Consider the following 25,750-nt stretch of genomic DNA (forward strand, 5'->3'; position numbering starts at 1 on the left):
ACAAACACCTCGTACAGCCCGCACGGCACCTGTGCTGGTGTTGAGTTGGGTGGAGATCGTCACAGCAGCTTCCTCCGCCGTTCCATCAGGCGCCAGATGAAGGGGGTGAAGATCAGCTGCATCGCCAGTTCCATCTTGCCGCCGGGCACGACGATGGTGTTGGCCCGACTCATGAAGCTGCCGTGGATCATGTTCTGCAGATAGGGAAAGTCGATGCCCTTGGGATTGGCGAAGCGGATCACCACCATGGACTCGTCGGCGGTAGGAATGGTGCGGGCGATGAAGGGGTTGGAGGTGTCCACCATCGGTACGCGCTGGAAATTCACATGGGTGCGGGAGAACTGCGGCACCACGTAGTGCACGTAGTCGTGCATGCGACGCAGGATGGTGTCGGTCACCGCCTCGGTTGAGTAGCCGCGCATGTTCTTGTCGCGGTGCAGCTTCTGGATCCATTCCAGGTTGACCACTGGCACCACGCCGATCAGCAGGTCGGGGAAGCGGGCGATGTCGGCGCCTTCCATCTTCACCGCACCGTGCAGGCCCTCGTAGAACAGCAGATCGGTGCCGGTCGGGATCTCCTCCCACTCGGTGAAGGTGCCGGGTTCCTGGTTGTAGGGGGCGGCCTCCTCCAGGTTGTGAAGGTACTTGCGGCGGCGGCCACTGCCCGATTCGGCATAGGTCCGGAACAGTTTCTCCAGCTCTGAAAACAGGTTGGCCTCGGCGCCGAAGTGGCTGAAACGGGACAGTTCTCCGCCAGCTTCGGCTGCGGCCAGTTTCTCGCGCATGGTCTTGCGGTCGAAGGCATGGAAGCTGTCGCCCTCGATCACTGCAGCAGTCACGTTCTCGCGCCGGAAGATTTCCTCGAAGGTGCGCTGAACCGTGCTGGTGCCCGCGCCGGACGAGCCGGTGATGGCAACGATGGGATGGCGTTCGGACATGGTCGTCCTCCTTACTGTGAGAAGGCGTGGTTGTCGCTGAACAGCGAGCGCGTGTTGAACAGCGGCAGCGGACTGTCGAGGCCGGCTGTCGGGTCGGCATGGTAGGTTTCGATGCGCTCAACCTCCTGGCGTGATCCGAAAACAAAGCCAATTCGCTGATGCAGTGCCTCTGGTTCGACTTCAAGAACCGGCATGCGTGCCGTCGAGGCCCGACCGCCTGCCTGTTCGACAATGAATCCGATCGGATTGCACTCGTAGAGCAGGCGCAGGCGGCCAGGGCGGCCGGGGTCCTTGCTGTCGCGCGGGTAGAGAAACACCCCGCCACGCATCAGGATGCGGTGGGTTTCGGCCACCAGCGATGCGATCCAGCGCATGTTGAAGTCGGCGCCGCGCGGGCCGCTGCGGCCTGCAAGGCATTCGTCCACATAGCGCCGCACCGGCGGCTCCCAGAAGCGTGAGTTGGACGCGTTGATGGCGAACTCGCGGGTGGTGTCCGGCACACGGATGTCCGGATGGGTGAGGAAGAAGTCGCCGAGAATCGGGTTGAAGGTGAAGCCCGCCACGCCGGTGCCGACACTCAGCACCAGCATTGTGGAGGGGCCGTAGATCGCATAGCCGGCTGCAACCTGGCGGGTGCCGGGCTGCAGGAAGTCGTCGGCGACCGCGTCCTCGCCGGGCGTGGGCGCGCGCAGGATGGAGAAGATGCTGCCGACCGCGACATTGACGTCGATATTGCTCGAGCCGTCCAGCGGGTCGAACACCAGCAGGTATTTGCCGCGGGCGTGACCTGCGGGCAAGGGGATAGGGGCTTCGTTTTCCTCCGACACCATGCCGGCGAGACCGCCACCCCAGTGGGTGGCACGCAGGAAGATGCCGTCTGCCAGCACGTCGAGCTTTTTCTGCTGTTCGCCCTGCACGTTGGCGCTGCCATGGTCGCCGAGCATGTCGGCGAGTGCGCCGTGGGCCACGGCGCGCGAGATGGCCTTGCAGGCCTGGGCGACCTGCAGGATCAGGGCGTTGAGTTCGCCGGTGGCCTCTGGATGGTGACGGCGTTGGTCGATCAGGTATTCGGTCAGGGTGCTGCGCTCGATGTTGAACATGGGTCGGCCTCTGTGTGCGGGTTCAGTAGTCGCTGCGGTCTGCACCGCGCTCGGGGTCGAAGTCGAGTTCGGCATCAAACGCCGGTTCGGTGATCGTCACCGGCCTGGCAAACTGCCGGCTGGCGCGCACGTCGGCCTCGCTCAGCGTGCACAGTGCGCTGGCATCGACGCTTGCGCCGGACTCGAACAATCGCAGGGCCTGGCGCAGGCGCATGCGGTCGAGGGCGTTGCGAATGCTGCGCGCGTTGGCGAAGTGGGGGCGGGTGCGGCGCAGGGCGATGTACTCGTCGAAGGCGAGGCGCGCGGCAGGGTCGAAGCGATAGTTCCACTGCGCGAGCATGCGTTCGGCGATCTCGCCGAGTTCGCTGCTGGCGTAATCGGGGAAGTCCACATGGTGGGCGATGCGCGACTTCATGCCCGGGTTCGACTCGAAGAAGCGCTCCATGCGGTCGGCGTAGCCGGCGAGGATCACCACCAGATCGTCGCGCTGATTCTCCATCACCTGCAGCAGGATCTCGATCGCTTCCTGACCGTAGTCCTTTTCGTTCTCGGGACGGTACAGATAATAGGCTTCGTCGATGAACAGCACCCCGCCCATGGCGCGCTTGAGGACCTCCTTGGTCTTGGGTGCGGTGTGGCCAATGTACTGGCCGACGAGGTCGTCGCGGGTGACCGCCACGACGTGACCGCGCCGACAGTAGCCGAGACGCTGGAGGATCTCGGCCATGCGCATGGCGACCGTGGTCTTGCCGGTCCCCGGGTTGCCGGTAAAGCTCATGTGCAGCGAAGGTGCGGCGGTCGTGAGCCCGAGTCGCTGGCGCACGCGGTCGATCAGAAGCAGGGCGGCGATCTCGCGCACCCGGCGCTTGACCGGTGCGAGCCCGATCAGATCGTGGTCGAGGCCTTCGAGCACGTCGCCAATGCCGGCGTCGGCGTATTCGGCGGCGAGGTCGATGCTTGCATCTGATGTGGGCGGTGTTTCGCCCGTCAGGCCTTGCAGGTCACTGGCGCTCATGTCGGTCTCCTCCATGCAGCATTCGGTGTGCGGGCGGAATGCGTTGTTCCGCCCTGCGTTCGGCCGGCTTCAGCCGGCGTATCGGGCGCCCTCTGTGCCTGCGCCCACGGCATAGCTCTCGAGCGTGTAGCGCAGGTTTCGTCCTCCGGTCTCCTGGCGTACCAGACGGAAGCCGGGTTCGCTGGGAGGGCGCTGGACGATGAAGGACATGCGCACTGTCTCCCAGCCCTTGGTCGAATCGAATGCGTTTACCCGGATGTAGTGGCCGGGATTGGCCTCGCGGCAGGCCTGCAGCTCCTGCATGACGCCGGCCGGGTCGGCCAGGTCGAACATTGGCAGACCCCACATCGACCAGTAGGTGTTGCGTGGATGCGGATCGTCCGTATATTCGAGCGCGACCGCCCAACCCTGATTCAGGCAGTAGTGGATCTGTGCCCCGATCTGGCTGTCGCTCAGATCGGGCAGGAATGAAAAGCAGCCCTGAGTGATACGCATGGTGGTGTCTCCTCGCTGTGTTCTGATGAATTCGTGCGGCGCGATCAGGCCACGCTGGCGGTGGGCACGAAGTCCGATGTGTCGGTGCTGGTGTAATTGAAGGTGATATCGCCCCAAGTATCGAGGGCGGCGCGCAGGGGCTGACACCACTTGGCGGCGTCGGCGAGGATCTGCGGGCCTTCGTTGACGATGTCGCGGCCTTCGTTGCGCGCCAGCACCATGCTCTCGAGCGCCACGCGGTTGGCCTGGGCGCCGGCCTGGATGCCCATCGGATGACCGATGGTGCCGCCGCCGAACTGCAGCACGACGTCGTCGCCGAAGAGGTCGAGCAGCTGATGCATCTGGCCGGCGTGGATGCCACCCGAGGCGACCGGCATCACCTTCTTGATGCTGGCCCAGTCCTGATCGAAGAACAGGCCGCGCGGCAGATCCTGCTTCGTCACGCTGTCGCGACACACGTTGTAGAAGCCCTGAACCGTCATCGGGTCGCCCTCGAGTTTGCCCACCGCAGTGCCTGCATGAAGATGGTCGACGCCTGCGAGGCGCAGCCACTTGGCGATCACGCGGAAGCTCACGCCGTGATTCTTCTGACGGGTGTAGGTGCCGTGGCCCGCACGGTGCATGTGCAGGATCATGTCATTGTCGCGGCACCAGTTGCTGATCGACTGGATGGCCGTCCACCCGATGATGAGATCGACCATCACCACGCAGGAACCCAGTTCGCGGGCAAGTTCCGCGCGCCTGTACATCTCCTCCATGGTTCCGGCGGTGATGTTGAGATAGTGGCCCTTGATCTCGCCCGTCTGTGCCGCCGCCTGATTGACGCCTTCCATGCAGTACAGGAAGCGGTCGCGCCAGTGCATGAAGGGCTGCGAGTTGATGTTCTCGTCGTCCTTGGTGAAATCCAGTCCGCCACGCAGCGCTTCATACACGACGCGGCCGTAGTTCTTGCCGGAGAGCCCGAGCTTGGGCTTCATCGTTGCGCCCAGCAGCGGCCGGCCGTACTTCTCCAGGCGCTCACGCTCGACCACGATGCCGGTGGGCGGGCCGCGAAAGGTTTTCACATACGCAACCGGCAGGCGCATGTCCTCAAGGCGTGCAGCCTTGAGCGGCTTGAAGCTGAACACGTTGCCGATGATCGACGCGGTAAGGTTGGCGATCGAGCCTTCCTCGAAGAGGTCGAGGTCGTAGGCCACCCAGCAGAAGTACTGGCCTTCCTGGCCCGGCACCGGGTCGATACGGTATGCCTTGGCGCGGTATGTGTCGCTGGCGGTGAGGCGGTCGGTCCACACCACGGTCCAGGTGGCAGTGGAGGATTCGCCGGCGACTGCCGCTGCCGCTTCGACCGGATCCACGCCGTCTTGCGGCGTGATGCGGAAGACCGCGAGCACATCGGTGTCCCTGGGTTCGTAGTCCGGATCCCAGTAGCCCATCTGGGCATACTTGAGCACGCCGGCCTGGTAGCGCTTCTTGGGGTCGAGAATCTGCTGCGGAGTATCGGGTGCGCCCATGTCTGTCTCCTCTGGTCTGGTGAGCAGACATTACGGTTTTGTTGAGATAAGCTCCAATGATGAATGTTGGGGTTTTGAGATAAGGTTTTCTGATGAGACTCGCGCATCGCCTGACGATGAAGCAGCTACGCGCAATCGTCGCCGTGGCCGATACCTCCAGTTTCACGCAGGCGGCCCGCCTGCTGCACCTCACCCAGCCGGCCGTGTCGATGCAGATCAAGGAGCTCGAGACCGTGGTCGGTCAGGTGCTGGTGGACGGGCGGCGGGAGATCCGCCTCACCCCCGCCGGGGAGGTGCTGGTGCGCAGGGCGCGTGAAGCGCTGGCTGCACTGGAGATGGCGGAGGTGGAGCTCAAGTCGATGCGTGGCGTGGCCTCGGGAACGCTCGAGGTCGTGGCCATCACCACCGCAGAGTACTTCGTGCCCCACCTTCTGGCGGAGTTCGGACGCCGCTTCCCGGACATCAAGTTTCGCCTGACGGTGGAGAACCGCGACCGCGTGCATGCACTGCTTCACGAGCAGCGCGCCGACCTCGCGATCATGGGCCAGCCGCCGGGGGGCATGGCCTTGCGCCGGATTCCGTTTTCGCCACATCGACTGTCCTTCGTTGCCCGCCCCGACCACCCGCTGGCGGCGCGACGCAACATCCCGCCCGCCGCGCTCGCCGGTGAGCGCCTGTTGCTGCGCGAACGCGGGTCGGGCACGCGCAGCAACCTCGAGCGCTTTTTGCGCGCGCACGGCGTTAAGCCACTTGCCGCAGATGAACTCGGCAGCAACGAGACCCTGAAGCAGGCAGTGATGGCGGGCATGGGCATCGCCTTCCTGTCCCACCACACGTTTGCAATGGAGGTCGAGAGCGGTCGTCTTATCAGACTTGATGTTGCCGACACGCCCGTTATCCGGGAGTGGAATGTGCTCGTGCATGCAGAGCGCCCACTGACGCCGGCGCTGGAGGCCTTGCTGGAATTTCTGCAGACTGATGGTGCGGCGATGATGCGTGCAATCACTTGCTAAAATGCGCGCGTGGCTTGTTAGGTTTATAACTTTATAACTTTATAACTATGTCTTTTTTTATTAAACCACATTTGTACAAGGGTAAATACGGAGTTCGCCAGAAAGCCTTTCTGTCATAATCCGGCAGTCCCTGTCACGGGTGTGCGCGTTGGCGTAACGATCAAATGAATCTGAACCGTAAGATCACCTTGCTGCTCGCTGCCGTAGCGCTGGGTATTCTGGTGACGCTGGCAATCATCAGCCTCTACGCCTTTCGTAGTTTCTCGATTTCCTCATCCACAGCGCATGTTCGCACGGCTGCCGAAATGGTCAGAGTGCATCTGACCGAGGCCATGATTCATGGTGTGATCGACAAACGCGAGCAGTTTCTCGACCGTCTTCGGGAAGTGCAGGGTTTGCGCTCGGCAAGGGTGATCCGCTCCGAGCATGTCGATCAGCAGTATGGAGCGGGCATGGCTCAGGAAGCGCCGGCCAACGATACCGAGCGACAAGTACTGATTGATGGCCAGGCGCGCTACTTGTTGAGCGACAACGGGAGCGACACCGTGTTTCGAGGCACGATCCCCTTCGCTGCCACGGCGCATGGTTCGCCGAATTGCCTTCAATGTCACCAGGTGCCTGAAGGCACCGTACTTGGCGCAGTAACGATCGAACTGTCCCTCGCCGAGATCAAGCGTCAGGCCTTTCTGGCGATCGCCAGCATCCTGCTGACCGTCGTGGCGATTTCCCTTGCAGCATTGTGGCTGGCACGACGCATCATTCTGCCGGTGGGAAACACTGCGCAGGCAGTCGAAAAAACGGTGCAGCGGGCGCTTAGAGGCGATTTCAAGGGGCGACTCGAACAGCGTACGGACGACGAGATCGGCAAGATCGCCGCGCAGACCAATCAGTTGCTTGGTTTTCTCGATGAGGGTTTGTCCCGCATCAGTCAGCGCGTGATCCAGCTCACAGGCCGCAATCCGAAGCAGGACGAAAACCAGCTTGAGGCGACCATCGACATGGTCAATGGTCTCGCCGATGCGTCAGCATTCAAGCAGGCGATCGAGGAGGACGAGAACAAGCGCGAGATTTACGATCGCTTTGGCAAGGTGCTGGTCGAACGTTTCGGCGTGAGCGAGTTCTCCATCTACGAGACCGAGGGGGCCAAGCTGATGGTGCCCATCATGGTGGATGGAATTCCCGGCGGCGACTGCCGGTGGTGTGATCAGCAGATTCTGGCGCGCAGTGAAATGTGCAGGGCACGTCGCACCGGACATCCCGTGGATGGCCTCATCAGTCCGGAGATCTGTTACGCGTTTCATCCGCCGGGCGATGCGGGCGAGTCGCGGCGGCATTATTGCGTGCCGATCATTCAGTCAGGGTCTGTGGGTAGCGTGATCCAGCTTGTTGCGCCAGCGTCGCGTGCCGAGGCGCTTGCCGAGCTGGTGCCCTATGTTCATGTCTATCTGCGCGAGATGGCGCCGGTGCTCGAGGCCAAGCGTCTGAACGAGACCTTGCGCGAGTCGGCACTGCGCGATGCGATGACCGGGCTGAGCAATCGGCGCTTCCTCGAAGAGTATGTCGATACCTTGATTGCGAATGCGCGTCGGCGCAAGACTCCGCTTGCGGTGCTGATGCTGGATCTCGACTATTTCAAGGTTGTTAACGACACCCATGGTCACGATGCTGGCGATGCCTTGCTGAAGGCAGTGGCCGGAGTGCTGAAGCAGTCGGTGCGGGCTTCGGACATGGTGATCCGCTTCGGTGGCGAGGAGTTTCTGATCGTTCTTCAAGATGCGGACGAGGCTGCGGCCATGAAGGTCGCAGAAAACATCCGTGTGGCGGTCGCCGCACTTAAGGTGCAGATCAACGGACATGTGCTGCAGAAGACCATCTCGATCGGTGTCGGGATGCTCGCCGATGACAGCAATACATTCTGGCAGACGGTCAAGTTTGCCGATGTGGCCTTGTATCGTGCCAAGGATAGTGGCCGGAACCGTGTCGTATGCTTCAGCCCGGAGATGTGGACCGGGCAGGACGAAACCTACTGAGACTTGAGATCAGTCTTCACGAGTGAATTTGCGCTCGAAGCGGGCTCTGCCCTCACGCTCGAATGCGGCCTCGTCCCAGTCACCCGGCAACAGCAGGTGCGCAAGCTCTGGACGGAACACATAGGTGTCGGCGGACAGTTGCTGCCCGTCCGGGCATTCGACCGTGACCGGGGTGCGCCGATACTGCTCCCCTTCGAAGGCATCCAATCGTGCAATGGCGTCGGCGGGCACGGCCAGGTAGAGCACGCCATGAACCTCATCTGCGTCTGATGGCACGATGCCCGGGTAGTCCTCATCCTTGACCGGATGGCGGCTGAAGCCGGTCAGACGGGCGGGTTTTGCGCTGAGTTGCATTCCGCACACGCCGAACATGATGTGCTCGGTCATCAGCGAGCCGTAGGTAAAGCAGTGTCGATTGTGTCCGGTCATCGGGGCAGGTCCGTTCTGTAGTGTCCGAGGCGAAAAAAAGCGCGCCAGTGGCGCGCTCTTGTGCAGCTTCGTCGCCGGAAGGCGATCAGCGTACGACTTGCGTCAGTTCGCCCGCCTTGTAGCGCGCAGCGATCTTCTCCAGCGACAGCGGCTTGATCTTCGAGGCCATGCCAGCGCAGCCAAAGGCTTCGAAACGCGCCTTGCACACCAGCTTGGCGGCTTCGCGAGCGGGCTTGTTGAACTCGCGCGGGTCGAACTTGGACGGGTTCTCGAACAGGAACTTGCGCACCGCGCCCGTCATCGCCAGGCGGATGTCGGTGTCGATGTTGATCTTGCGCACGCCGTGCTTGATGCCCTGCACGATTTCCTCGACCGGCACGCCGTAGGTTTCCTTCATGTCGCCGCCGTACTGGCGAATGATCTCGAGCAGTTCCTGCGGCACGGACGACGAACCGTGCATCACCAGGTGGGTGTTGGGCAGGCGGGCGTGGATGGCCTTGATGCGCTCGATGGCGAGGATGTCGCCGGTGGGCTTGCGGGTGAACTTGTATGCGCCGTGGCTGGTGCCGATGGCGATGGCGAGCGCGTCGCAATCGGTCTGCTTGACGAAGTCGGCGGCCTGATCGGGGTCGGTCAGCATCTGGCTGTGGTCGAGCGTGCCTTCGGCGCCGACGCCGTCTTCCTCGCCGGCCTGGCCGGTTTCGAGCGAGCCGAGGCAGCCCAGTTCGCCTTCGACGCTGACGCCGATCGCGTGCGAGAACTTCACGACCTCGCGGGTGACGGCGACGTTGTACTCGTAGGAGGAGGGGGTCTTGCCGTCTTCGAGCAGCGAGCCGTCCATCATCACGCTGGAGAAGCCGGAGCGGATCGCGCCCATGCAGATGGCGGGGCTCTGGCCGTGATCCTGGTGCATCACGACGGGGATGTTCGGGTAGGTTTCGACCGCAGCTTCGATGAGGTGGCGCAGGAAGGCTTCGCCGGCATACTTACGGGCGCCGGCGGAGGCCTGCATGATCACCGGGCTGTCGGACTCGGCAGCCGCTTCCATGATGGCCTGAACCTGTTCAAGGTTATTGACGTTGAAGGCAGGCAGACCATAGGTGTGTTCGGCGGCGTGGTCGAGCAGCTGGCGCATGGACACGAGAGGCATCAGAAATCTCCGGGGGTCGCCGGCGCTGGGTGGCCGGTCAATGGTCAGGTTGAATAAAGCGGCATTTTATCCCGTGAGCGGCTCCAGCCGGAACCGGCTCACACGGATTGAGACAAACGACGCGGTAATTTCACCACACGCGCGGCCTATTCGTCGCTGTTTGGCGGGTGATGATCGCCGACGCGCACGATCTTCAGGGTGTTGGTGCCGCCGGTGGTGCCGATGGGTTCGCCGATCGTGAGCACGATCAGGTCGCCGTATTCGACGACCCCCTGGTCGAGCAGAATCTGCTCGGCTTCCCACAGCAATACGTCGCGGTCGACATGGAGCTGGCTCATCAGCAGCGGATACACCTCGCGATACAGCGTCATCTGGTTGCGCGCGCTGATCTCAGGGGTGAGGGCGTAAATCGGCACGCCACAGATCGGCCGGCTCATCCACAGCGCGGTCGAGCCGGTCTGGGTCAGCGAGGCGATGGCCTTCACCTTCAGATGGTAGGCAGTCCAGATCGCCGCCATTGCAATCGATTGGTCGATGCGGGTGAATACCCGGTCCAGCACCTCGCGGTCGAGCCCGATTTCAGCCGATTTTTCGGCTTCGAGGCATACCCGGCTCATCGCCTCGACCACTTCGACCGGGAAGTTGCCGGAGGCGGTTTCGGCCGACAGCATCACCGCATCGGTGCCATCGAGCACCGCATTGGCGACGTCCGAGACCTCGGCGCGGGTTGGCACCGGGCTGGCGATCATCGACTCCATCATCTGTGTGGCGGTGATGGTCAGTTTGTTGCGGTCGCGTGCGGCGCGGATCATCTTTTTCTGCAGTGCGGGTACGGCGGCATCGCCCACCTCAACGGCGAGGTCGCCGCGTGCCACCATGATGCCGTCGGAGGCATCGAGGATTTCGTTCAGGTTGGCGACCGCCTCGGTGCGCTCGATCTTGGCGATCAGCATCGCCTCGCTGCCCGCCGCGCGCAGGAGCTGACGTGCCATGTACATGTCAGCTGCACTCTTGGGGAAAGACACCGCGACGAAATCGACGCCGATCTGTGCCGCGGTCTTGATGTCGTCCATGTCCTTGGCAGTGAGCGCCGGCGCCGTCAGCCCGCCGCCCTGGCGATTGATGCCCTTGTTGTTCGACAGCTCTCCGCCGACGCGCACGCGGGTGTGGATCTCGTGACCGAACACGCGCTCCACCACCAGTTTGAGTCGGCCGTCGTCGAGCAGCAGAACGTCTCCGGGTTTGACGTCCTTGGGCAGGTCCTTGTAGTCCAGCCCGACACGTTCGCCGTTGCCGGTCTCGCAGCGTGCATCGAGGATGAAGGGCGCGTCTCCCGTGAGCGTCACCCGGCCATTCTCGAACTTCCCTACCCGGATCTTGGGCCCTTGCAGGTCGGCAAGGATGCCCACCGGCCGGCCGGTGCGCGCCGATGCCTCGCGGATCGCGCTGGCGCGGGCAATGTGATCCTCGGCCTTGCCGTGGGAAAAGTTCATCCGTACCACGTCCACGCCCGCATGAACCATGCGCTCGAGCACATGAGGGTCGGTTGAGGCGGGGCCCAGTGTGGCTACGATCTTGGTATGGCGCGGCATGCAGTCTCCTTGTCTTGTGTTCCTCGCCATGGATGCTCGTCCTGGCGTGGCTAGCTCATGATTCTATCGGAGTGTGGAATGCAAAGGCGGGGGCGACGATGTGCATATCGTGTTCTATGCTGAAAAGAGAACTGCAAGGAGACGCTTTATGGAAAATGCAGCAATGCTGATGGCCTTGGTAGCGGTGGGACTGCTGGCGTTTGTGATCATCAGGAAGAAGGCGGAGGGAGACGAACCCGAGCAGGAGCTCATACGTGAGCAGCCGCACAGACGGTCCTTTCACGCTGTGGAGGTGCGGGCCTCCGGCAAGGCGTGTGCATCCTCACGTGCGCTGAAGGGCAAGCGTTACCTGTCCACCGAAGCCCCGCCCATACCCTTGCCTTCCTGTACCCAGGAAGCCTGCTCCTGTGTCTATGTCCATTTCGACGACAGGCGTGCAACCCAGCGACGCGACGTCTACCTGCATGGTGCGTACGAGCAGGGCGAGCGCAAGCAGGAGCGGCGTGCGCAGAATGGCCGCAGGCAGTCCGATCGTCTGCTGTTCGGGGGCGGCCACTGAATGAAGGCATTCGAGGCGCAGCGTCGAGGATATGCGTTGGTCTTGCCGTGACGCGTGGTGAGTCTGATCCGGCGTGATGAGCTGGCGGGTTGCCATGTGTGGCGCGACTGATCGCTTGACGAAGAATTGAAGCCTGAATGCCACTGCAAGAAAAACGGCCATCCGCAGATGGCCGTTTTCGATAGCACGACGACTTCAGTCGTTGTAGCGCGCCTCAAGTGCCGCAATCGCGGGCAGCGTCTTGCCTTCGAGGAACTCGAGGAAGGCGCCGCCGCCGGTGGAGATGTAGCCGACGTCGTCTGCGATATGGAACTTGGCAATGGCCGCGAGGGTGTCGCCGCCGCCTGCAATCGAGAACGCTTCGGAGTGGGCGATGGCCGAGGCCATCATCTTCGTGCCGCCTGCGAACTGGGCGTGTTCGAAGACACCCACCGGGCCGTTCCAGACGATGGTGCCGGCATGGGCGATGATGTCGGCGAGTTTTGCCGAGCTCTTGGGGCCGAAGTCGAGGATGCGGTCCTGCGGGCCGACTTCGTCGACCGGGATGCGGTTGGCACGCGCCAGCGCTGAGACCTCGTCCGCCACGACCACATCAACCGGCAGCGGCACTTCGGCGCCACGGGCCTTCATGATGTCCATGACCTGATGCGCTTCGCGCACCATTTCTGGCTCGGCGAGGGATTCGCCGATGCGCTTGCCTGCGGCGAGCAGGAAGGTGTTGGCAATGCCGCCGCCGACGATCAGCTGATCGACTTTCTCGGCCAGGGTCTTGAGGATGGTGAGCTTGGTCGACACCTTGGCACCGCCGACGATGGCAACCAGTGGGCGTGCAGGCGCATGCAGGGCCTTCGACAGCGCGTCGATCTCTGCGCCCATCAGCATGCCGGCGCAGGCCACGGGGGCAAAGCGGGCGATACCGTGGGTGGTGGCCTCGGCTCGGTGGGCCGTACCGAAAGCGTCGTTGACGTAGATGTCGCACAGTGCGGCCATCTTCTTCGCCAGCTCTTCGTTGTCCTTCTTTTCGCCCTTGTTGCAGCGGCAGTTTTCGAGCAGAACAACCTGCCCGGGTTCGACGACAAAGCCGCCATCAACCCAGTCGGCGATCAGCTTTACCGGCTTGTTGAGCAGTTGCCCGAGACGCACGGCAACCGGTGCCAGGGTGTCGTCGTGGCTGACCGTGCCCTCGGTGGGGCGACCGAGGTGGGAGGTGACCATCACCGCGGCGCCATTGTCCAGACAGTACTGGATGGACGGAATCGAGGCACGGATGCGGGTGTCTTCCGTGATGTTGCCGGCGTCGTCCTGGGGGACGTTGAGGTCGGCTCGGATGAAGACCTTCTTGCCGCGCACATCGAGCTCGGCGAGTTTCTTTACTTGCAGGGGCATCTTGTGACTTCCGGAGTAAGAAGGGCCGGGCACAGGCCCGACCCTTCTGGGTGATTACTGGTAACCGTCTTCGGTTGCGTCGTGGTTGATGCCGATCAGCACGCCACGTCCGCCGCCGATGCCGCCGCCGGTATAGATCAGACTGCCCTGACCCTTGTAGTAGGTCTCGAAGCGATGTCCGTCAGTGCCGAAGTAGAAAGGAATCCAGGCTTTGCCGGTGACATAGCTCTTCATGTCGGAGCCGCGGCCGATCTTGTCTTCGACTTCGCCCTGCGACATGCCGATCTGCAGCGAAGTAAACTTGCTGTTCCTGGCGGGCTTGCCCCAGATCTCGCCATCGAAGCTGCCGTCGCGCGACTTGACCGTGCGATAGTCCTTGCCGTCTGCGGTTGTGCTTGCAGCAGGCTTGTCGGCAGCCTGTTCGGCCGGCTTGAGCGGGTTGGAGACGCAGCCGCCAGCGAGCAGTGCTGCGGCCGAAAGGAGTGCAACGAGGGAACGGTTCATTGTTGTGAATTCCTCGCAGGATCAGGCTTGAGCGACGGCTTTGGCAGCGTCGAGCATGCGGCAGGAATAGCCCCATTCGTTGTCGTACCAGGCCAGCACCTTGACCAGCGTGCCGTCCATGACGCGCGTCTGGGTGGCGTCGAAGGTGGACGAGTGCGGGTCGTGGTTGAAGTCCATCGACACGAGCGGTGCCTCATTGACCGCCAGCACACCCTTGAGCGCGCCCTTGGAGGCTTCGGTCATGAGCTGGTTGATCTCTTCCTTCGAGGTCGGGCGGCTTGCGGTGAAGGTGAGGTCGACCAGCGATACGTTCATGGTCGGCACGCGCAGTGCGAAGCCGTCGAACTTGCCCTTGAGCGCCGGCAGCACCAGGCCGACGGCCTTGGCCGCGCCGGTCTTGGTCGGGATGATGTTCTGTGCGGCGGCACGTGCGCGACGCAGGTCCTTGTGACGCACATCCACCAGCACCTGGTCGTTGGTGTAGGCGTGGATGGTGGTCATCAGGCCTTGTTCGATGCCGATGTTGTCCTGCAGAACCTTGGCGACCGGTGCCAGGCAGTTGGTGGTGCATGAGGCGTTGGAGACCACGGTCATCGCGCTCGTGAGCACGTCGTGGTTGACGCCATAGACGATGGTCGCATCGACGTCGTCGCCGCCCGGCGCGGAAATCAGGATCTTCTTTGCGCCCTGCTTGAGGTGAACTTCGGCCTTGGCCTTGGTGGTGTAGGCACCGGTGCACTCGAGCAGCACATCCACGCCGAGATCGCCCCAGTTGATGTCGAGCGGGTTCTTGGTGGAGAAGAAGGGGATGCGGTCACCGTTGATGATGATCATGTTTTCGCCTTCGGTTTCAACCGGGAAGGCGAAGCGACCATGGGTGGTGTCGTACTTGGTCAGGTGAGCGTTGGTGGCCAGGTCACCTGAGGCGTTGATGGCGACGATTTCGAACTGGTCACGCAGACCGAGTTCGTAGAGGGCGCGGACGGTACAGCGGCCGATGCGGCCGTAGCCGTTGATGGCGATCTTGATGGTCATCGAAAAGTCTCCCTGACTGGAATGGCTGAAAAATCGAGTACCGACGCCCCCGGCGCCGGCACCTCTCGCGCCGGTCCGGGAGCGACGGCTTGCTTAGCTGATGCGTTGTTTTACGGACTGGACCACATGTTCGGTGGTGATGCCGAAATGCTTGAAAAGCTCGCCGGCGGGTGCCGATTCGCCAAAGCTGTCGATGCCGATGACGTCACCTTCGAGGCCGACATACTTGCGCCAGCCGTCGGTGACGCCCGCTTCCACCGCAACACGCGGCACGCCTGCCGGCAGCACCGACGCCTTGTAGGCGGCATCCTGACGGTCGAACACGTTGGTCGAAGGCATCGACACCACACGCACCGTGATGCCGTCGTCGAGCAGTGCCTTCTGTGCTGCGATGGCAAGGGCGACTTCGGAGCCGGTGGCGATGATGACTGCCTGCGCCTTGCCGCCTGCGGCCTCGGACAGGATGTAGCCACCGCGACGGATCTCGGCGATCTGTTCGCCGCTGCGGGCCTGGAAGGGCAGGTTCTGGCGCGAGAAGCACAGCGACGACGGGCCGGTCTTGCGCTCGATTGCGCATGCCCAGGCAACGGCGGATTCGGTGGTGTCGCAAGGACGCCATACATCCATGTTCGGGATCAGGCGCAGGGTGGCGGTCTGCTCCACCGGCTGGTGGGTCGGGCCGTCCTCGCCGAGGCCGATCGAATCGTGGGTGAAGACGAACACCTGACGCAGCTTCATCAGCGCAGCCATGCGCAGTGCATTGCGGGCGTACTCGCTGAACATCAGGAAGGTGGCGGTGTAGGGGATCAGGCCGCCATGCAGGCTGAGGCCGTTGGCAATGGCCGCCATGCCGAACTCGCGCACACCGTAGTACACATAGTTGCCACCGGTCTCGCGGCTGACGCCCTTTGCGCCGGACCACAGCGTGAGGTTGGAGCCGGCGAGGTCGGCCGAGCCGCCGATCAGTTCGGGCAGCTTGGGCGCAAACGCTTCGATGCTGTTCTGGCTCGCCTTGCGGGTGGCGATGGTCTCGGCCTTGTCGGTGATCTTTGCGATCACGGCTTCGACGTGCGAGGACCAGTCGGCCGGCAGAGCCTTGTCGATCACGCGACGGCGGAATTCGGCGGCCTGCTCGGGGAAGGCTGCAGTGTAGGCAGCAAGCTTGTCGTTCCAGCCGGCTTCTGCGGCAGCGCCCGCCGAACGGGCGTCCCAGGCTGCGTAGACATCGGCCGGTACTTCGAACGGAGCGTGGCTCCAGCCGATCAGCGCGCGCGCAGCTTCGATCTCTGCTGCACCCAGCGGCGCACCATGTACGTCGTGGCTGCCCTGCTTGTTGGGGGAGCCTGCACCGATCACGGTCTTGCAGCAGATCAGGGTCGGCTGAGCGGTGTTGGCCTGCGCCGCCTTGATCGCAGCGTCGATCTCGACCGGGTCGTGGCCCTGCACGTCGCGGATCACCTGCCAGCCATAGGCCTCGAAGCGCTTCGGCGTATCGTCGGTGAACCAGCCGTCCACATGGCCGTCGATCGAGATGTTGTTGTCGTCGTAGAAGGCAATCAGCTTGCCCAGGCCCCAGGTGCCGGCCAGCGAACAGGCTTCGTGGCTGATGCCTTCCATCAGGCAGCCGTCGCCAAGGAAGGTATAGGTGTGGTGATCGACGATGTCGTGGCCGGGGCGGTTGAATTCGGCAGCGAGCACCTTTTCGGCCAGCGCCATGCCCACTGCGTTGGTGATGCCCTGTCCCAGCGGACCGGTCGTGGTTTCAACGCCCGGGGTATAGCCGTATTCGGGATGCCCCGGCGTCTTGCTGTGCAGCTGACGGAAGCGCTTGAGCTCCTCGATTGGCAGATCGTAGCCGGTGAGGTGGAGCAGGGCGTAGATCAGCATCGAGCCGTGGCCGTTGCTGAGCACGAAGCGGTCACGGTCTGCCCACTGCGGATTGGCCGGGTTGTGCTTGAGGTGATGGCGCCAGAGGACTTCGGCAATTTCAGCCATACCCATCGGAGCGCCCGGATGGCCGGAGTTGGCCTTCTGCACTGCATCCATTGCCAGCGCGCGAATCGCGCCTGTGATGGGGTTGAAAACCGGGGGCTTGACGTTTCTGGACTGCGACATGGTTTCCTCAAAGCCGGGAGGGGCGGCTGGAAAAAACGCGAATTATCGCCGAAAACAGGGGGTGTTTGGTAGTGGCGAGCCCTTTTGCAACAGTGGCCGGCCTGCCCGTTCAAAGCACATCGGCATGAATGGCCAGTCGGGCAGGCGCGCCAGCGGCGGACTCAGACCCACTGGCGGCGTCTTTCCATGAGCTTCCAGATGAGCGGGGTCAGGATCAGCTGCATGGCAAGGTCGAGCTTTCCGCCGGGGATTACGATGGTGTTGGCCCGGCTCATGAAGGCATCGTGGATCATTCGCAGCAGGTAGGGAAAATCCACGCCGCGCGGGTCCTTGAAGCGGATGACCACCATGGATTCATCCTGCGTGGGGACATCTCGCGCGATGAAGGGGTTCGATGTGTCGACCACCGGCACGCGCTGGAAATTGATGTGGCTGCGGGAGAACTGCGGCACGATGTAGTGCACGTAATCGTGCATGCGGCGCAGGATGGTGTCCTGCACTGCCTCCGGGGAGTAGCCGCGTACCCGTGTGTCGCGGTGGATCTTCTGAATCCACTCGAGGTTGATCGTGGGTACGACGCCGATCAGCAGATCGACGTGGCGGGAAACATCCACCCGCTCGGAGACCACTGCACCGTGGAGGCCTTCATAGAACAGGCAGTCGGTGCCGACCGGGAGGTCTTCCCATGCGGTGAAGCTGCCCATGGGAAGGTTCCAGCGCATGGACTGGGCTTCGTTGTGGATGTAGTAGCGGCGGCGGCCCGTGGCGGATTCGCCGTAGGCGCGGAACAGGTTCTCAAGATCTTCCAGCAGATTGGCTTCGGGACCGAAGTGGCTGATGCCGCGTTCGCCCGCGCGCTCGGCCTCCTCGATTTGCGCTTTCATCTCGGCGCGGGTGAAGCGATGAAAACTGTCGCCCTCGACGATCGCCGCGTTGACGTTTTCGCGATGAAAGATCGCCTCGAAAGTATGCTTTACTGTCGTCGTGCCTGCGCCCGAGGAGCCGGTCACCGCGATGATGGGATGTTTCAGGGACATGATCTGATCCGGAGGCGATGGTCGGAAGTAGGGCTGGGGTCGGGGCGGGCGCTCAGCGGCCGATTCAGTCGTCCGCGTAGACGCGGGCGCAAGCCACCACCAGGACGTGAACCTCGGCCGCAGTCAGTTCGGGATAGCGGTCCCTGACGACGCGGTAGGCAAGGTGGTCGAGCGTACTGTTCGCCCAGCGACTCTCACGCGCAAAAAAGGGCGCGATCAGGAGGCTGGCTTCGTCGAAGATCTCCCGTACGCGGTGATATCGGCGCTGTTCAGCGCTTTCATCCTGCATGGACTGGGCTGATGCGGGTGAGTTCATAACGCTATCGGGGATGGCTGTTTGCGCAAATCATAACGCGATATGGTGCAGTGCAGTATCCTGCGATGATCCTTTTGGGCTTCAGGAGTGCGACTGCAGCCATGCGCGCCATTCGTCGAACAGGGCCGGGCTGGCCGCCGCAATCACGCCGCGTTTGACCGCGGGGCCGGCCATCAGGGTGCCGCCATCGAGTGCCATCGCCAGTCCGCCGGACTCCGAAAGAATCAGCTGGCCGGCTGCATAGTCCCAGAGCATTTGTCCGCCGTGCAGGTAGACGTCGAGTCGTCCGGCGGCCACGAAACACCACTCCAGCGCGCTCGAGCCGAAATTCCGTTGCGAATAGTAGGGCGGCCGTACCGCCAGTTCGTCCCCGAGATGGTGGCTGATGCGCTTGAAGTCGACGCCCGCAACCGCCTCTCGAAGGCGCTTGGAGCCCTTGCGCAGGGGCAGTTCGGTACCGTTGAGAAAGGCGCCCGCACCCTTGGCGGCATAAAAGCTCTCGTCCGTGATCGGGTTGTACACCACGCCGAAGCGGGGCTCGTAATCGACGAGGTAGGCGATCGACACCGCAAAGAAGGGGATGCCATTGGCGAAGTTCGTCGTGCCGTCGATCGGGTCGATGCACCACATGCCACGCCGGCCCTTGCTCCACAGATGGCCCTGCTCTTCGGCGCTCATCTCCTCGCCGAGCACCGGCCCGGGCATCAGTTCGGGCAGGGCCTCGGTGAAGCGCTGCTGGGATGCGACGTCTGCCTCGGTGAAGAAGCTGCCGTCCGCCTTGCTGTTACGTGAGGATTTCAGGTAGCGGGGCAGGATCTCGTCACGCGCGATCTCCCGAACCAGGGATTCGAGGGCGCGGGCGCGGGCCAGGCGTTGTGCTGCAGTGGGCATCTCAGGCACTCCGTCGTGGGTGTGGGTTACGAATAGCGCGGCCTCGCCAGCATCCGGCATGCCCTGCACGCAGGGAAGATGTTGGTGGCGAGGTGCCGCGGGGGAAGGTGCATGCCTATAATCTTACGATGATTTCACGCTTTCATTTTGATGGTGTCCTCCCGCCGGACGGCGAGGTCCCCCTTCCCGCTGCCGTTTCTCACCATGCCTTGCGCGTATTGCGTCTGGCAGAGGGTGAGCCCATGGTGCTGTTCGACGGTTCCGGTATCGAGGTCGATGCCCGCCTTGTGGTGCGGGGAAAACAGGGTTTCGCCGTGCTCGGCGAGCGGCATGAGATCAGCCGTGAGTCTCCGCTCGAACTGATTCTGGTGCAGGCGCTGGCGAGCGGGGACAAAATGGACTGGATCGTGCAGAAGGCGGTCGAGCTTGGTGTGGCCCGGGTGATCCCCGTGCAGGCAGAGCGCTCTGTTTTGAGGCTCTCCGGAGAGCGGGCGCAGAAACGTCAGGCACACTGGCAGCAGGTGGCGATTTCCGCCTGCGAGCAGAGCGGGCGCAATGTCGTTCCCGAGGTGGCGCCGATCCAGTCGCTAACCGCCTATCTTGAAGCGAATGCGGGCGCGGACAGGCTGGTGCTTGCGCCCGGGGGGGAGCGGCCGCTGGCGGAACTGCCGCGGCCCGGGGCCGCGCTGCATCTGATGATCGGCCCCGAGGGCGGATGGAGCGACTCCGAGTTGAATGCATGCCGTGCGACGGGTGCCATTGCGCTCGGCCTCGGACCGCGGATACTACGCACTGAAACCGCGGGACTGGCCGCCATTGCGGCCATGCAGGCGCGTTGGGGCGATCTCTGAAGCCCCAGTCCGGCAGTCCTCCCAAACGCAGATGCGATCACGAAAGGATGTCTGATGTTTGAATCCGCCGAGTTGGGTCACCGTACCGACAAGGAAACCTACGACGAGGCCGTCCCCGCATTGCGTGCTGCCTTGCTCGACGCGCAGTTCGAGTTGCTCGATTCGAAGCAGTTCGCGGTGGTGGTGCTGATCAATGGCATCGACGGTGCGGGCAAGGGTGAGACCGTCAACCTTCTCAATGAATGGATGGACCCGCGGCATATCGAGGCCTGGGCTTTCGATACGCCGACCGATGAGGCATCGGTCCGCCCCTTCATGTGGCCGTTCTGGCGCGCGCTGCCCCCGAAAGGCAAGATCGGCGTGCTGTTCAACAACTGGTACACCGAACCGATCCGCGAGCGGGTGGAGCGCAGCAGCAAGAAAGCCGATTTTGACCAGCAGATGGACGAAATTCGCCGCTTTGAGGAGATGCTGGCCCACGAGGGCGTGCTGCTGATCAAGCTCTGGTTCCACCTCTCCAAGGATGGTCAGAAAAAGCGTCTGAAGGAGCTCGAAAAGGATCCCAAGACGCGCTGGCGTGTCACCGATCGCGACTGGCACTACTTTGAACGCTACGAGCGCTACCGGGACGTCGCCGGGCGCGCGCTGCGTCTGACCAGCACAGGTGACTGTCCGTGGACGATCGTTGACGGCAGCGATGCACGCTTTCGTGCGCTGTTTGTCGGTCGTGTGCTGCTCGACGGCCTGCGCAAGCGCCTCGACACCGCACAGCGGCACTGGATGCCGCGCAAGACGGCGGCGCCGCTGCCGCCCGCGATCGATTCGCTCAATCTGCTCAACAGCCTGCAACTCAAGCAGGACATGAGCAAGAAGGAGTACGAGGACCTGCTGGAACGTTACCAGGGCCGGTTGGCGCTGCTGACCCGCGATCCTGCCTTCCGCGAGCACGGCGTGGTGCTGGTCTTCGAGGGAGGCGACGCCGCGGGAAAGGGCGGCGCAATCCGGCGCATCACGGCCGCGCTCGATGTGCGTCAGTACCGCATCATCCCGATTGCTGCGCCGAGCGAGGAGGAGCTTGCCCAGCCCTATCTGTGGCGCTTCTGGCGTCACCTGCCGGGCCGGGGAAAGGTCGTGATCTTTGACCGCTCCTGGTATGGCCGGGTGCTGGTCGAGCGGGTCGAGGGCTTCTGCTCCGAGGCGGACTGGATGCGGGCGTATGGCGAGATCAACGATTTCGAGGATCAGCTGGTGCAGGCCGGTACGGTCGTCGTGAAGTTCTGGCTTGCGATCAGCAAGGATGAACAGCTGGCGCGGTTCAAGGCGCGTGAAGCTGAGCCGCACAAGCGCTTCAAGATCACCGAGGAGGACTGGCGCAATCGCGAGCGCTGGGACGATTACGCACGTGCGGTGTGTGACATGGCAGACCGCACCAGCACTGAAAACGCTCCGTGGACGCTGGTCGAAGCCGACAACAAGCTGTTCGCGCGAATCAAGATCCTGCGCACGGTGTGCGAAGCCCTTGAGGCGGCAATGGCAAAGTGAGAGCCTGCCTGACCGGCGTAGGCAGCGGCAATGAAGATGTCTGTTACAAAACAGGGCTTCACGCTTTCTTGCAATGCAACATCAAACTGCGGTTGTGTCCGTTAGAATTGAAACATGACAACAACGTGAGGCGGCGCACGCCAACGGCGGCAGTCGTCTGCTTAAACCAAGCGGTGAATTCTTGAGCGATGATTCTTCCCCTGAAACCACTGCCGATACCGGTGCAAACAAGCCGGCGGCAACGGGTTTCGACTCGACGGCCCAGTTCGTGGCCTGGGTGCGTGGTGCAGCCCCCTATATCCATGCCTTTCGAGGCAAGACCTTCGTTGTTGGCTTTGGAGGCGAAGTGGCTGGTGGCGAGCTCGCGCAGAAGCTTGCCTACGACTGCAACCTGCTTGCCGCGCTGGGTATCCGCCTGGTGCTGGTGCACGGCGCGAGACCGCAGATTGATGCGGAGATCGAGCGCAGGGGGCTCGAGTCGCGGTTTCACAACGGCCTCCGGGTGACCGACCCGGCAGCGCTCGAATGCGTCAAGTCCGCCATGGCGGTGACCCGCTTCGAGGTCGAGGCCCTGCTTTCCCAGGGCTTGCCCAATACGCCGATGGCGGGCAGCTACATGCGCGTGACCGGTGGCAACTTCATTACGGCGCGCCCGGTCGGGGTGGTCGACGGTGTCGATTACCAGTTCACCGGCGCCGTGCGCAAGATCATTGCCGACGAGATCAATGCCGACCTCGATCAGCAGAACGTTGTCCTGATCACGCCGCTGGGCGTGTCTCCCGCCGGCGAGATCTTCAACCTGTGCATGGAAGAGGTGGCAGAAGCAGTTGCGGTCGCGGTGAAGGCCGAGAAGCTGATCTACCTGTGTGATGCGCCGGGCCTGCTCGACAGCGACGGCGAACTGATCGAGTCCGTTACGGCCGACGAGGCGCAGCGGCATTTCGATGCGGGTGAGGGGCTTACCGAAGACCTGCACCTGTATCTGCCGTGTGCGATCCGGGCGGTTCGCAAGGGCGTCGCACGCAGTCACCTGATCGACCGCGACGAGGACGGCGGCCTGTTGCTCGAGTTCTTCACTCACGCCGGTGTAGGCACCGTGGTGTCGCGGGACGCACTGTTCCGCCTGCGCGAAGCGGGTATCGATGACGTCGCGGCGCTGGTGTCGCTGATTTCGCCGATGGAAGCCGACGGCACCCTGGTGCGACGGGGCAGGGAGTTGCTCGAGCAGGAGGTCGAGCGCTTCACGGTGGTCGAGCATGACGGCATGCTGGTCGGGTGTGCGGCGCTCTACCCATTCACCGAAGACAACGCGGCCGAGCTTGCCTGCCTCGCCGTCGTGCCCGAATACCGTCGAGCGGGCCTTGGTGATCAATTGCTGAAGCGGATTGAGCGCCGGGCGAGAATGCAGCGCCTGGAGCGGCTGTTCGTTCTTACCACCCGCACTGCACACTGGTTCCGCGAGCGCGGTTTCAGTGAAATCGGACCCGAGACGCTGCCTCAGCGCAAACGCGATCTGTACAACCTGCAGCGTCGCTCCAAGGTGTTTGTAAAAGCGCTATGAATCGCGCTGCCGCCATGCTCTCGCGCACGACATCGCCACCGGGGGCTGGCGGCGAATGCTGAAGATTCCGCACATCTGGCGCCGCTCGGCGCGCTCGCGAAAAGCGGACGATGCCGCCGAACTGGCACTGCTGCGCAGTGTGGCAAAGGGCATTCACGGGGTCGAGGCGATGTTCAGCCACGACGGCAGGCTGCGCTGGATCAGTCCTTCGGTCGAACGCCTCACGGCGCGTCTGCCCACGCGCTACCTCGGTGCCGATGATGCGCTGGCATTGCTGGTGCATTCTTCCGATCTGGCCTATTGCCGCCGCGTCATGGGTGAAGTGCTGGCATCGGGCGAGGCGCGCGATTTCGAGCTTCGCCTGCAGCGCGACGACGGCAGGTTCAATTGGGTGGCTTGCCACTGGCGCGCACTGCGTGACGAGCAGGGGGGCATCGAGGGTGTCCGCCTGTCGGCAGAAGACATTCAGGCGCGCAAGGAAACCGAGTACACGCTGCTCGAAACGGTGGCCGAGCTGCGACGGGCGCAGGCCTTGCGCGAGCACTATCTCACGCGCAGCAACGATGAGCGGCATCGGCTCTCGGCCCTGCTCAACGTCATCCGGCTCGGGATCCTGTTCATCGACCGGGATCACCGTGTGCTCTATTTCAACAGTGCGATGCTCAAGCTGTGGGGCTATCCGCCGGAGGAGAACCTGATCGGGGTGAGGGATGTGGTGCTGCAAAGCACGATTGCGCCCCTGCTGATGGATCCGTCCGCGTATTTTGCGCATATCGCCAGCGTCGTTCGTTCCCCACAAGTGAGTGAGCCGCATGAGTTCAAGTTCAAGGATGGCCGGATCGTCACCGACATTTCGGCGGTCGTCGAGGGCGGGCTCGATGGGCGCGGTATCGGGCGAGTGTGGATTTACGAGGACGTTACCGAGCGCCGCCAGGTGGCCGAGCAGCTGGTGGCGCTTGCCGAGCGCGACCCGCTGACCAATCTGTTCAACCGCCGACGCTTTCATGAAGAGCTCGACCGCCTGCTGGCCGACGCCGAGCGTCGGAAGACCGGCGTCGGCTTGCTGTCCTTCGATCTCGACGGCTTCAAGCCGATCAACGACCAGTACGGACATCCGGCCGGCGACGAGGTGCTGATCGGGCTGGCCGATGGGCTGCGTCGAATCGTGCGCCGCAACGAGATGTTCTTTCGTCTTGGCGGAGACGAGTTTGCCGTGCTGGTGCCCGACGCCAATGCCGAAGCCCTGTCGGAGCTTGCCAGCCGACTGCTCGAAGGCGTTGCGTCCTTGCGTTTCCATTTTTCCGGGCACGAGGCGAGTGTTACCGCCAGCATTGGAGCCGCCTGTTATCCGGATCACGGAAAGGATGTCGAGACCCTCATGGCTGCGGCAGACCGGGCCATGTACCGTTCCAAGGACGCGGGGCGCAACTGCTGGAGTCTGGCCGGGCAGTGAGCGCGGTGCTGGTTCATGCGTTGTGCTCGGCGCAATTGCCCGTGTTCGACAGGCTGATAGAATGGGCGCCTGAGTGTTCGACTAACCCCAATTGCAAAGAGGAATGAATAATGGCCCGTATGGTCAATTGCGTGAAGCTGGGTCGCGAGGCCGAAGGTCTTGACCTGCCGCCGGTTCCAGGCGAACTGGGCAAGCGTATTTACGCCAGCGTTTCCAAGGAAGCCTGGCAGCAGTGGGTCAAGTACCAGACCATGCTGATCAACGAGAACCGCCTCAATCTGATGGACGCGCGTGCGCGCAAGTATCTCGCCGAACAGATGGAGAAGCACTTCTTCGAAGGTGGTGCAGACCAGATCGGTGGATACGTACCGCCGGCTGCCTGAGCCAGGATTCCGCGGTGCGGCCTGGTGGCCGGCCGCAGCGGAAATGAAAAAGGGATGGTCTGCGACCATCCCTTTTTTTCGATCCGGTGCCCGGAATCAGGCCTTGGTGTTGCCTGCCTCGGCTGCCACGGACTTGGCGTAGCGGACATCTCGTCCCTGAACGAGGAACACCACGTATTCGGCGACGTTCTTTGCGTGATCACCGATGCGCTCGATGGCCTTGGCGATGAAGAGCACTTCGAGACTGCTGGAGATCGTGCGCGGATCTTCCATCATGAAGGTGATCAGCTGACGCATGGTGCCCTTGAAGCTGGCATCCACGTCCTCGTCCTGCTTGGTGATTGCCGTCCAGTTCGACACATCGGCACGGGCAAAGCTGTCGAGCGCGCTGCGCAGCATGTCGAGCACCAGGCCGGTGGCGTGACTCAGGTCGACGCGCATCGAGAAGGTATGGTCGCCGGAGTGCAGGCGCTTGCCCGCCTTGGCGATCTTCTTGGCCTCGTCGCCGATGCGCTCCAGATCGGCGATCGCCTTGATGACGGTCATCACCAGACGCAGGTCAACCGCTGCGGGCTGGCGTTTGGCAATGATCTGGTTGCACTCTTCGTCGATCTCGACTTCGAGCAGGTTGATCCGGTGGTCACCGTCGATCACGCGTTCGAGCAGCGCGGTATTCCCGGTTTTCAGGCCCTCGAGCGCATTCGCAACCTGGGTTTCGACCAGGCCGCCCATCTGCAGTACGCCGGTACGGATCTTTTCCAGTTCGGTATCGAACTGCTTGTGGGTATGTTCGGTCATTTTTGGCATGGCTTATTCCAGGAAGGCGACAGGCTATCAGGTCCAA

Annotated in this window: 24 protein-coding genes; 8 read left to right on the forward strand and 16 right to left on the reverse strand. The window is 62.9% G+C overall.

From position 1 onward, the window contains the following. Positions 1–59: 59 nt before the first annotated feature. From CEW83_RS20560 to CEW83_RS20580, 5 genes are all read right to left on the reverse strand, one after another. Positions 60–938 carry a phosphoribulokinase gene (locus CEW83_RS20560; protein WP_108951027.1) on the reverse strand — a complete coding sequence of 293 codons (879 nt, stop codon included), beginning with the start codon at positions 936–938 and terminating at the stop codon, positions 60–62. Positions 939–949: 11 nt separating this feature from the next. After that, positions 950–2,038 (reverse strand): class 1 fructose-bisphosphatase, encoded by a 1,089-nt coding sequence (locus CEW83_RS20565; RefSeq protein ID WP_108951028.1) that lies wholly within the window; start codon positions 2,036–2,038, stop codon positions 950–952. Between the two features lie 22 nt (positions 2,039–2,060). After that, positions 2,061–3,053 (reverse strand): CbbX protein, encoded by a 993-nt coding sequence (cbbX, locus tag CEW83_RS20570; RefSeq protein ID WP_108951558.1) that lies wholly within the window; start codon positions 3,051–3,053, stop codon positions 2,061–2,063. 69 nt (positions 3,054–3,122) lie between these two features. Continuing rightward, positions 3,123–3,548, reverse strand: coding sequence for a ribulose bisphosphate carboxylase small subunit (locus CEW83_RS20575; RefSeq protein ID WP_108951029.1), 426 nt, complete (start codon positions 3,546–3,548; stop codon positions 3,123–3,125). A gap of 44 nt (positions 3,549–3,592) precedes the next feature. Next, complete coding sequence (locus tag CEW83_RS20580) at positions 3,593–5,059, reverse strand: form I ribulose bisphosphate carboxylase large subunit (RefSeq protein ID WP_108951030.1); 1,467 nt, start codon at positions 5,057–5,059, stop codon at positions 3,593–3,595. 92 nt (positions 5,060–5,151) lie between these two features. On the opposite strand from CEW83_RS20580, the gene CEW83_RS20585 reads away from it, so the two are divergent. Together CEW83_RS20585 and CEW83_RS20590 are read left to right on the forward strand one after the other, a co-directional pair. Further along, positions 5,152–6,072 (forward strand): LysR substrate-binding domain-containing protein, encoded by a 921-nt coding sequence (locus CEW83_RS20585; protein WP_108951031.1) that lies wholly within the window; start codon positions 5,152–5,154, stop codon positions 6,070–6,072. A gap of 164 nt (positions 6,073–6,236) precedes the next feature. Next, positions 6,237–8,102 carry a diguanylate cyclase gene (locus CEW83_RS20590; RefSeq protein ID WP_108951032.1) on the forward strand — a complete coding sequence of 622 codons (1,866 nt, stop codon included), beginning with the start codon at positions 6,237–6,239 and terminating at the stop codon, positions 8,100–8,102. Positions 8,103–8,111: 9 nt separating this feature from the next. Here CEW83_RS20590 and CEW83_RS20595 read toward each other — a convergent pair whose 3' ends face one another. From CEW83_RS20595 to pyk, 3 genes are all read right to left on the reverse strand, one after another. Beyond that, entirely contained in the window at positions 8,112–8,531 is a 420-nt protein-coding gene (locus tag CEW83_RS20595; RefSeq protein WP_108951033.1) for a gamma-glutamylcyclotransferase family protein, read from the reverse strand. A gap of 85 nt (positions 8,532–8,616) precedes the next feature. Continuing rightward, positions 8,617–9,681 carry a class II fructose-bisphosphate aldolase gene (fba, locus tag CEW83_RS20600; RefSeq protein WP_108951034.1) on the reverse strand — a complete coding sequence of 355 codons (1,065 nt, stop codon included), beginning with the start codon at positions 9,679–9,681 and terminating at the stop codon, positions 8,617–8,619. 146 nt (positions 9,682–9,827) lie between these two features. Continuing rightward, complete coding sequence (gene pyk, locus CEW83_RS20605) at positions 9,828–11,273, reverse strand: pyruvate kinase (RefSeq protein ID WP_108951035.1); 1,446 nt, start codon at positions 11,271–11,273, stop codon at positions 9,828–9,830. 148 nt (positions 11,274–11,421) lie between these two features. Between pyk and CEW83_RS20610 the strand changes: the two genes are divergently transcribed. Continuing rightward, a complete protein-coding gene (locus CEW83_RS20610) occupies positions 11,422–11,832 on the forward strand; it encodes a hypothetical protein (protein ID WP_108951036.1) in 411 nt (136 codons plus the stop codon). Between the two features lie 195 nt (positions 11,833–12,027). Here the strand turns inward: CEW83_RS20610 and CEW83_RS20615 are convergent, their stop codons facing one another. The 7 genes from CEW83_RS20615 to CEW83_RS20645 all read right to left on the reverse strand — a co-directional run bounded on the left by CEW83_RS20615 (position 12,028) and on the right by CEW83_RS20645 (position 19,116). Continuing rightward, a complete protein-coding gene (locus CEW83_RS20615; protein WP_108951559.1) occupies positions 12,028–13,212 on the reverse strand; it encodes a phosphoglycerate kinase in 1,185 nt (394 codons plus the stop codon). 60 nt (positions 13,213–13,272) lie between these two features. Beyond that, positions 13,273–13,722 carry a hypothetical protein gene (locus tag CEW83_RS20620; RefSeq protein ID WP_108951037.1) on the reverse strand — a complete coding sequence of 150 codons (450 nt, stop codon included), beginning with the start codon at positions 13,720–13,722 and terminating at the stop codon, positions 13,273–13,275. A gap of 21 nt (positions 13,723–13,743) precedes the next feature. Further along, complete coding sequence (gene gap, locus CEW83_RS20625) at positions 13,744–14,757, reverse strand: type I glyceraldehyde-3-phosphate dehydrogenase (RefSeq protein WP_108951038.1); 1,014 nt, start codon at positions 14,755–14,757, stop codon at positions 13,744–13,746. Positions 14,758–14,850: 93 nt separating this feature from the next. Beyond that, complete coding sequence (gene tkt / locus CEW83_RS20630) at positions 14,851–16,872, reverse strand: transketolase (RefSeq protein ID WP_108951039.1); 2,022 nt, start codon at positions 16,870–16,872, stop codon at positions 14,851–14,853. Positions 16,873–17,033: 161 nt separating this feature from the next. Next, the gene (locus tag CEW83_RS20635; RefSeq protein ID WP_108951040.1) at positions 17,034–17,909 is read right to left on the reverse strand and encodes a phosphoribulokinase; all 876 of its coding nucleotides are present in this window, start codon (positions 17,907–17,909) and stop codon (positions 17,034–17,036) included. Positions 17,910–17,973: 64 nt separating this feature from the next. Beyond that, positions 17,974–18,225, reverse strand: coding sequence for a hypothetical protein (locus tag CEW83_RS20640; RefSeq protein ID WP_108951041.1), 252 nt, complete (start codon positions 18,223–18,225; stop codon positions 17,974–17,976). 81 nt (positions 18,226–18,306) lie between these two features. Then, a complete protein-coding gene (locus CEW83_RS20645) occupies positions 18,307–19,116 on the reverse strand; it encodes an inositol monophosphatase family protein (RefSeq protein WP_108951560.1) in 810 nt (269 codons plus the stop codon). A gap of 128 nt (positions 19,117–19,244) precedes the next feature. Here CEW83_RS20645 and CEW83_RS20650 point away from each other — a divergent pair, with 128 nt between their 5' ends. The 5 genes from CEW83_RS20650 to CEW83_RS20670 all read left to right on the forward strand — a co-directional run bounded on the left by CEW83_RS20650 (position 19,245) and on the right by CEW83_RS20670 (position 24,906). Beyond that, on the forward strand, positions 19,245–19,967 hold the full coding sequence (locus tag CEW83_RS20650) for a 16S rRNA (uracil(1498)-N(3))-methyltransferase (RefSeq protein ID WP_108951042.1): 723 nt from the start codon (positions 19,245–19,247) through the stop codon (positions 19,965–19,967). A 54-nt stretch (positions 19,968–20,021) separates the two neighbouring features. Continuing rightward, on the forward strand, positions 20,022–21,509 hold the full coding sequence (gene pap, locus CEW83_RS20655) for a polyphosphate:AMP phosphotransferase (protein ID WP_108951043.1): 1,488 nt from the start codon (positions 20,022–20,024) through the stop codon (positions 21,507–21,509). A 268-nt stretch (positions 21,510–21,777) separates the two neighbouring features. Further along, positions 21,778–23,070 carry an amino-acid N-acetyltransferase gene (gene argA, locus CEW83_RS20660; protein ID WP_108951561.1) on the forward strand — a complete coding sequence of 431 codons (1,293 nt, stop codon included), beginning with the start codon at positions 21,778–21,780 and terminating at the stop codon, positions 23,068–23,070. A 55-nt stretch (positions 23,071–23,125) separates the two neighbouring features. Beyond that, the gene (locus CEW83_RS20665; RefSeq protein WP_108951044.1) at positions 23,126–24,523 is read left to right on the forward strand and encodes a sensor domain-containing diguanylate cyclase; all 1,398 of its coding nucleotides are present in this window, start codon (positions 23,126–23,128) and stop codon (positions 24,521–24,523) included. A 110-nt stretch (positions 24,524–24,633) separates the two neighbouring features. Further along, entirely contained in the window at positions 24,634–24,906 is a 273-nt protein-coding gene (locus CEW83_RS20670) for an oxidative damage protection protein (RefSeq protein WP_108951045.1), read from the forward strand. A gap of 96 nt (positions 24,907–25,002) precedes the next feature. Here the strand turns inward: CEW83_RS20670 and phoU are convergent, their stop codons facing one another. Continuing rightward, positions 25,003–25,704, reverse strand: coding sequence for a phosphate signaling complex protein PhoU (gene phoU, locus CEW83_RS20675; protein WP_108951046.1), 702 nt, complete (start codon positions 25,702–25,704; stop codon positions 25,003–25,005). Between the last annotated feature and the right edge of the window lie 46 nt (positions 25,705–25,750).

Origin of the sequence: Parazoarcus communis (genome assembly GCF_003111645.1) — a bacterium.
Classification (GTDB): domain Bacteria; phylum Pseudomonadota; class Gammaproteobacteria; order Burkholderiales; family Rhodocyclaceae; genus Parazoarcus; species Parazoarcus communis_A.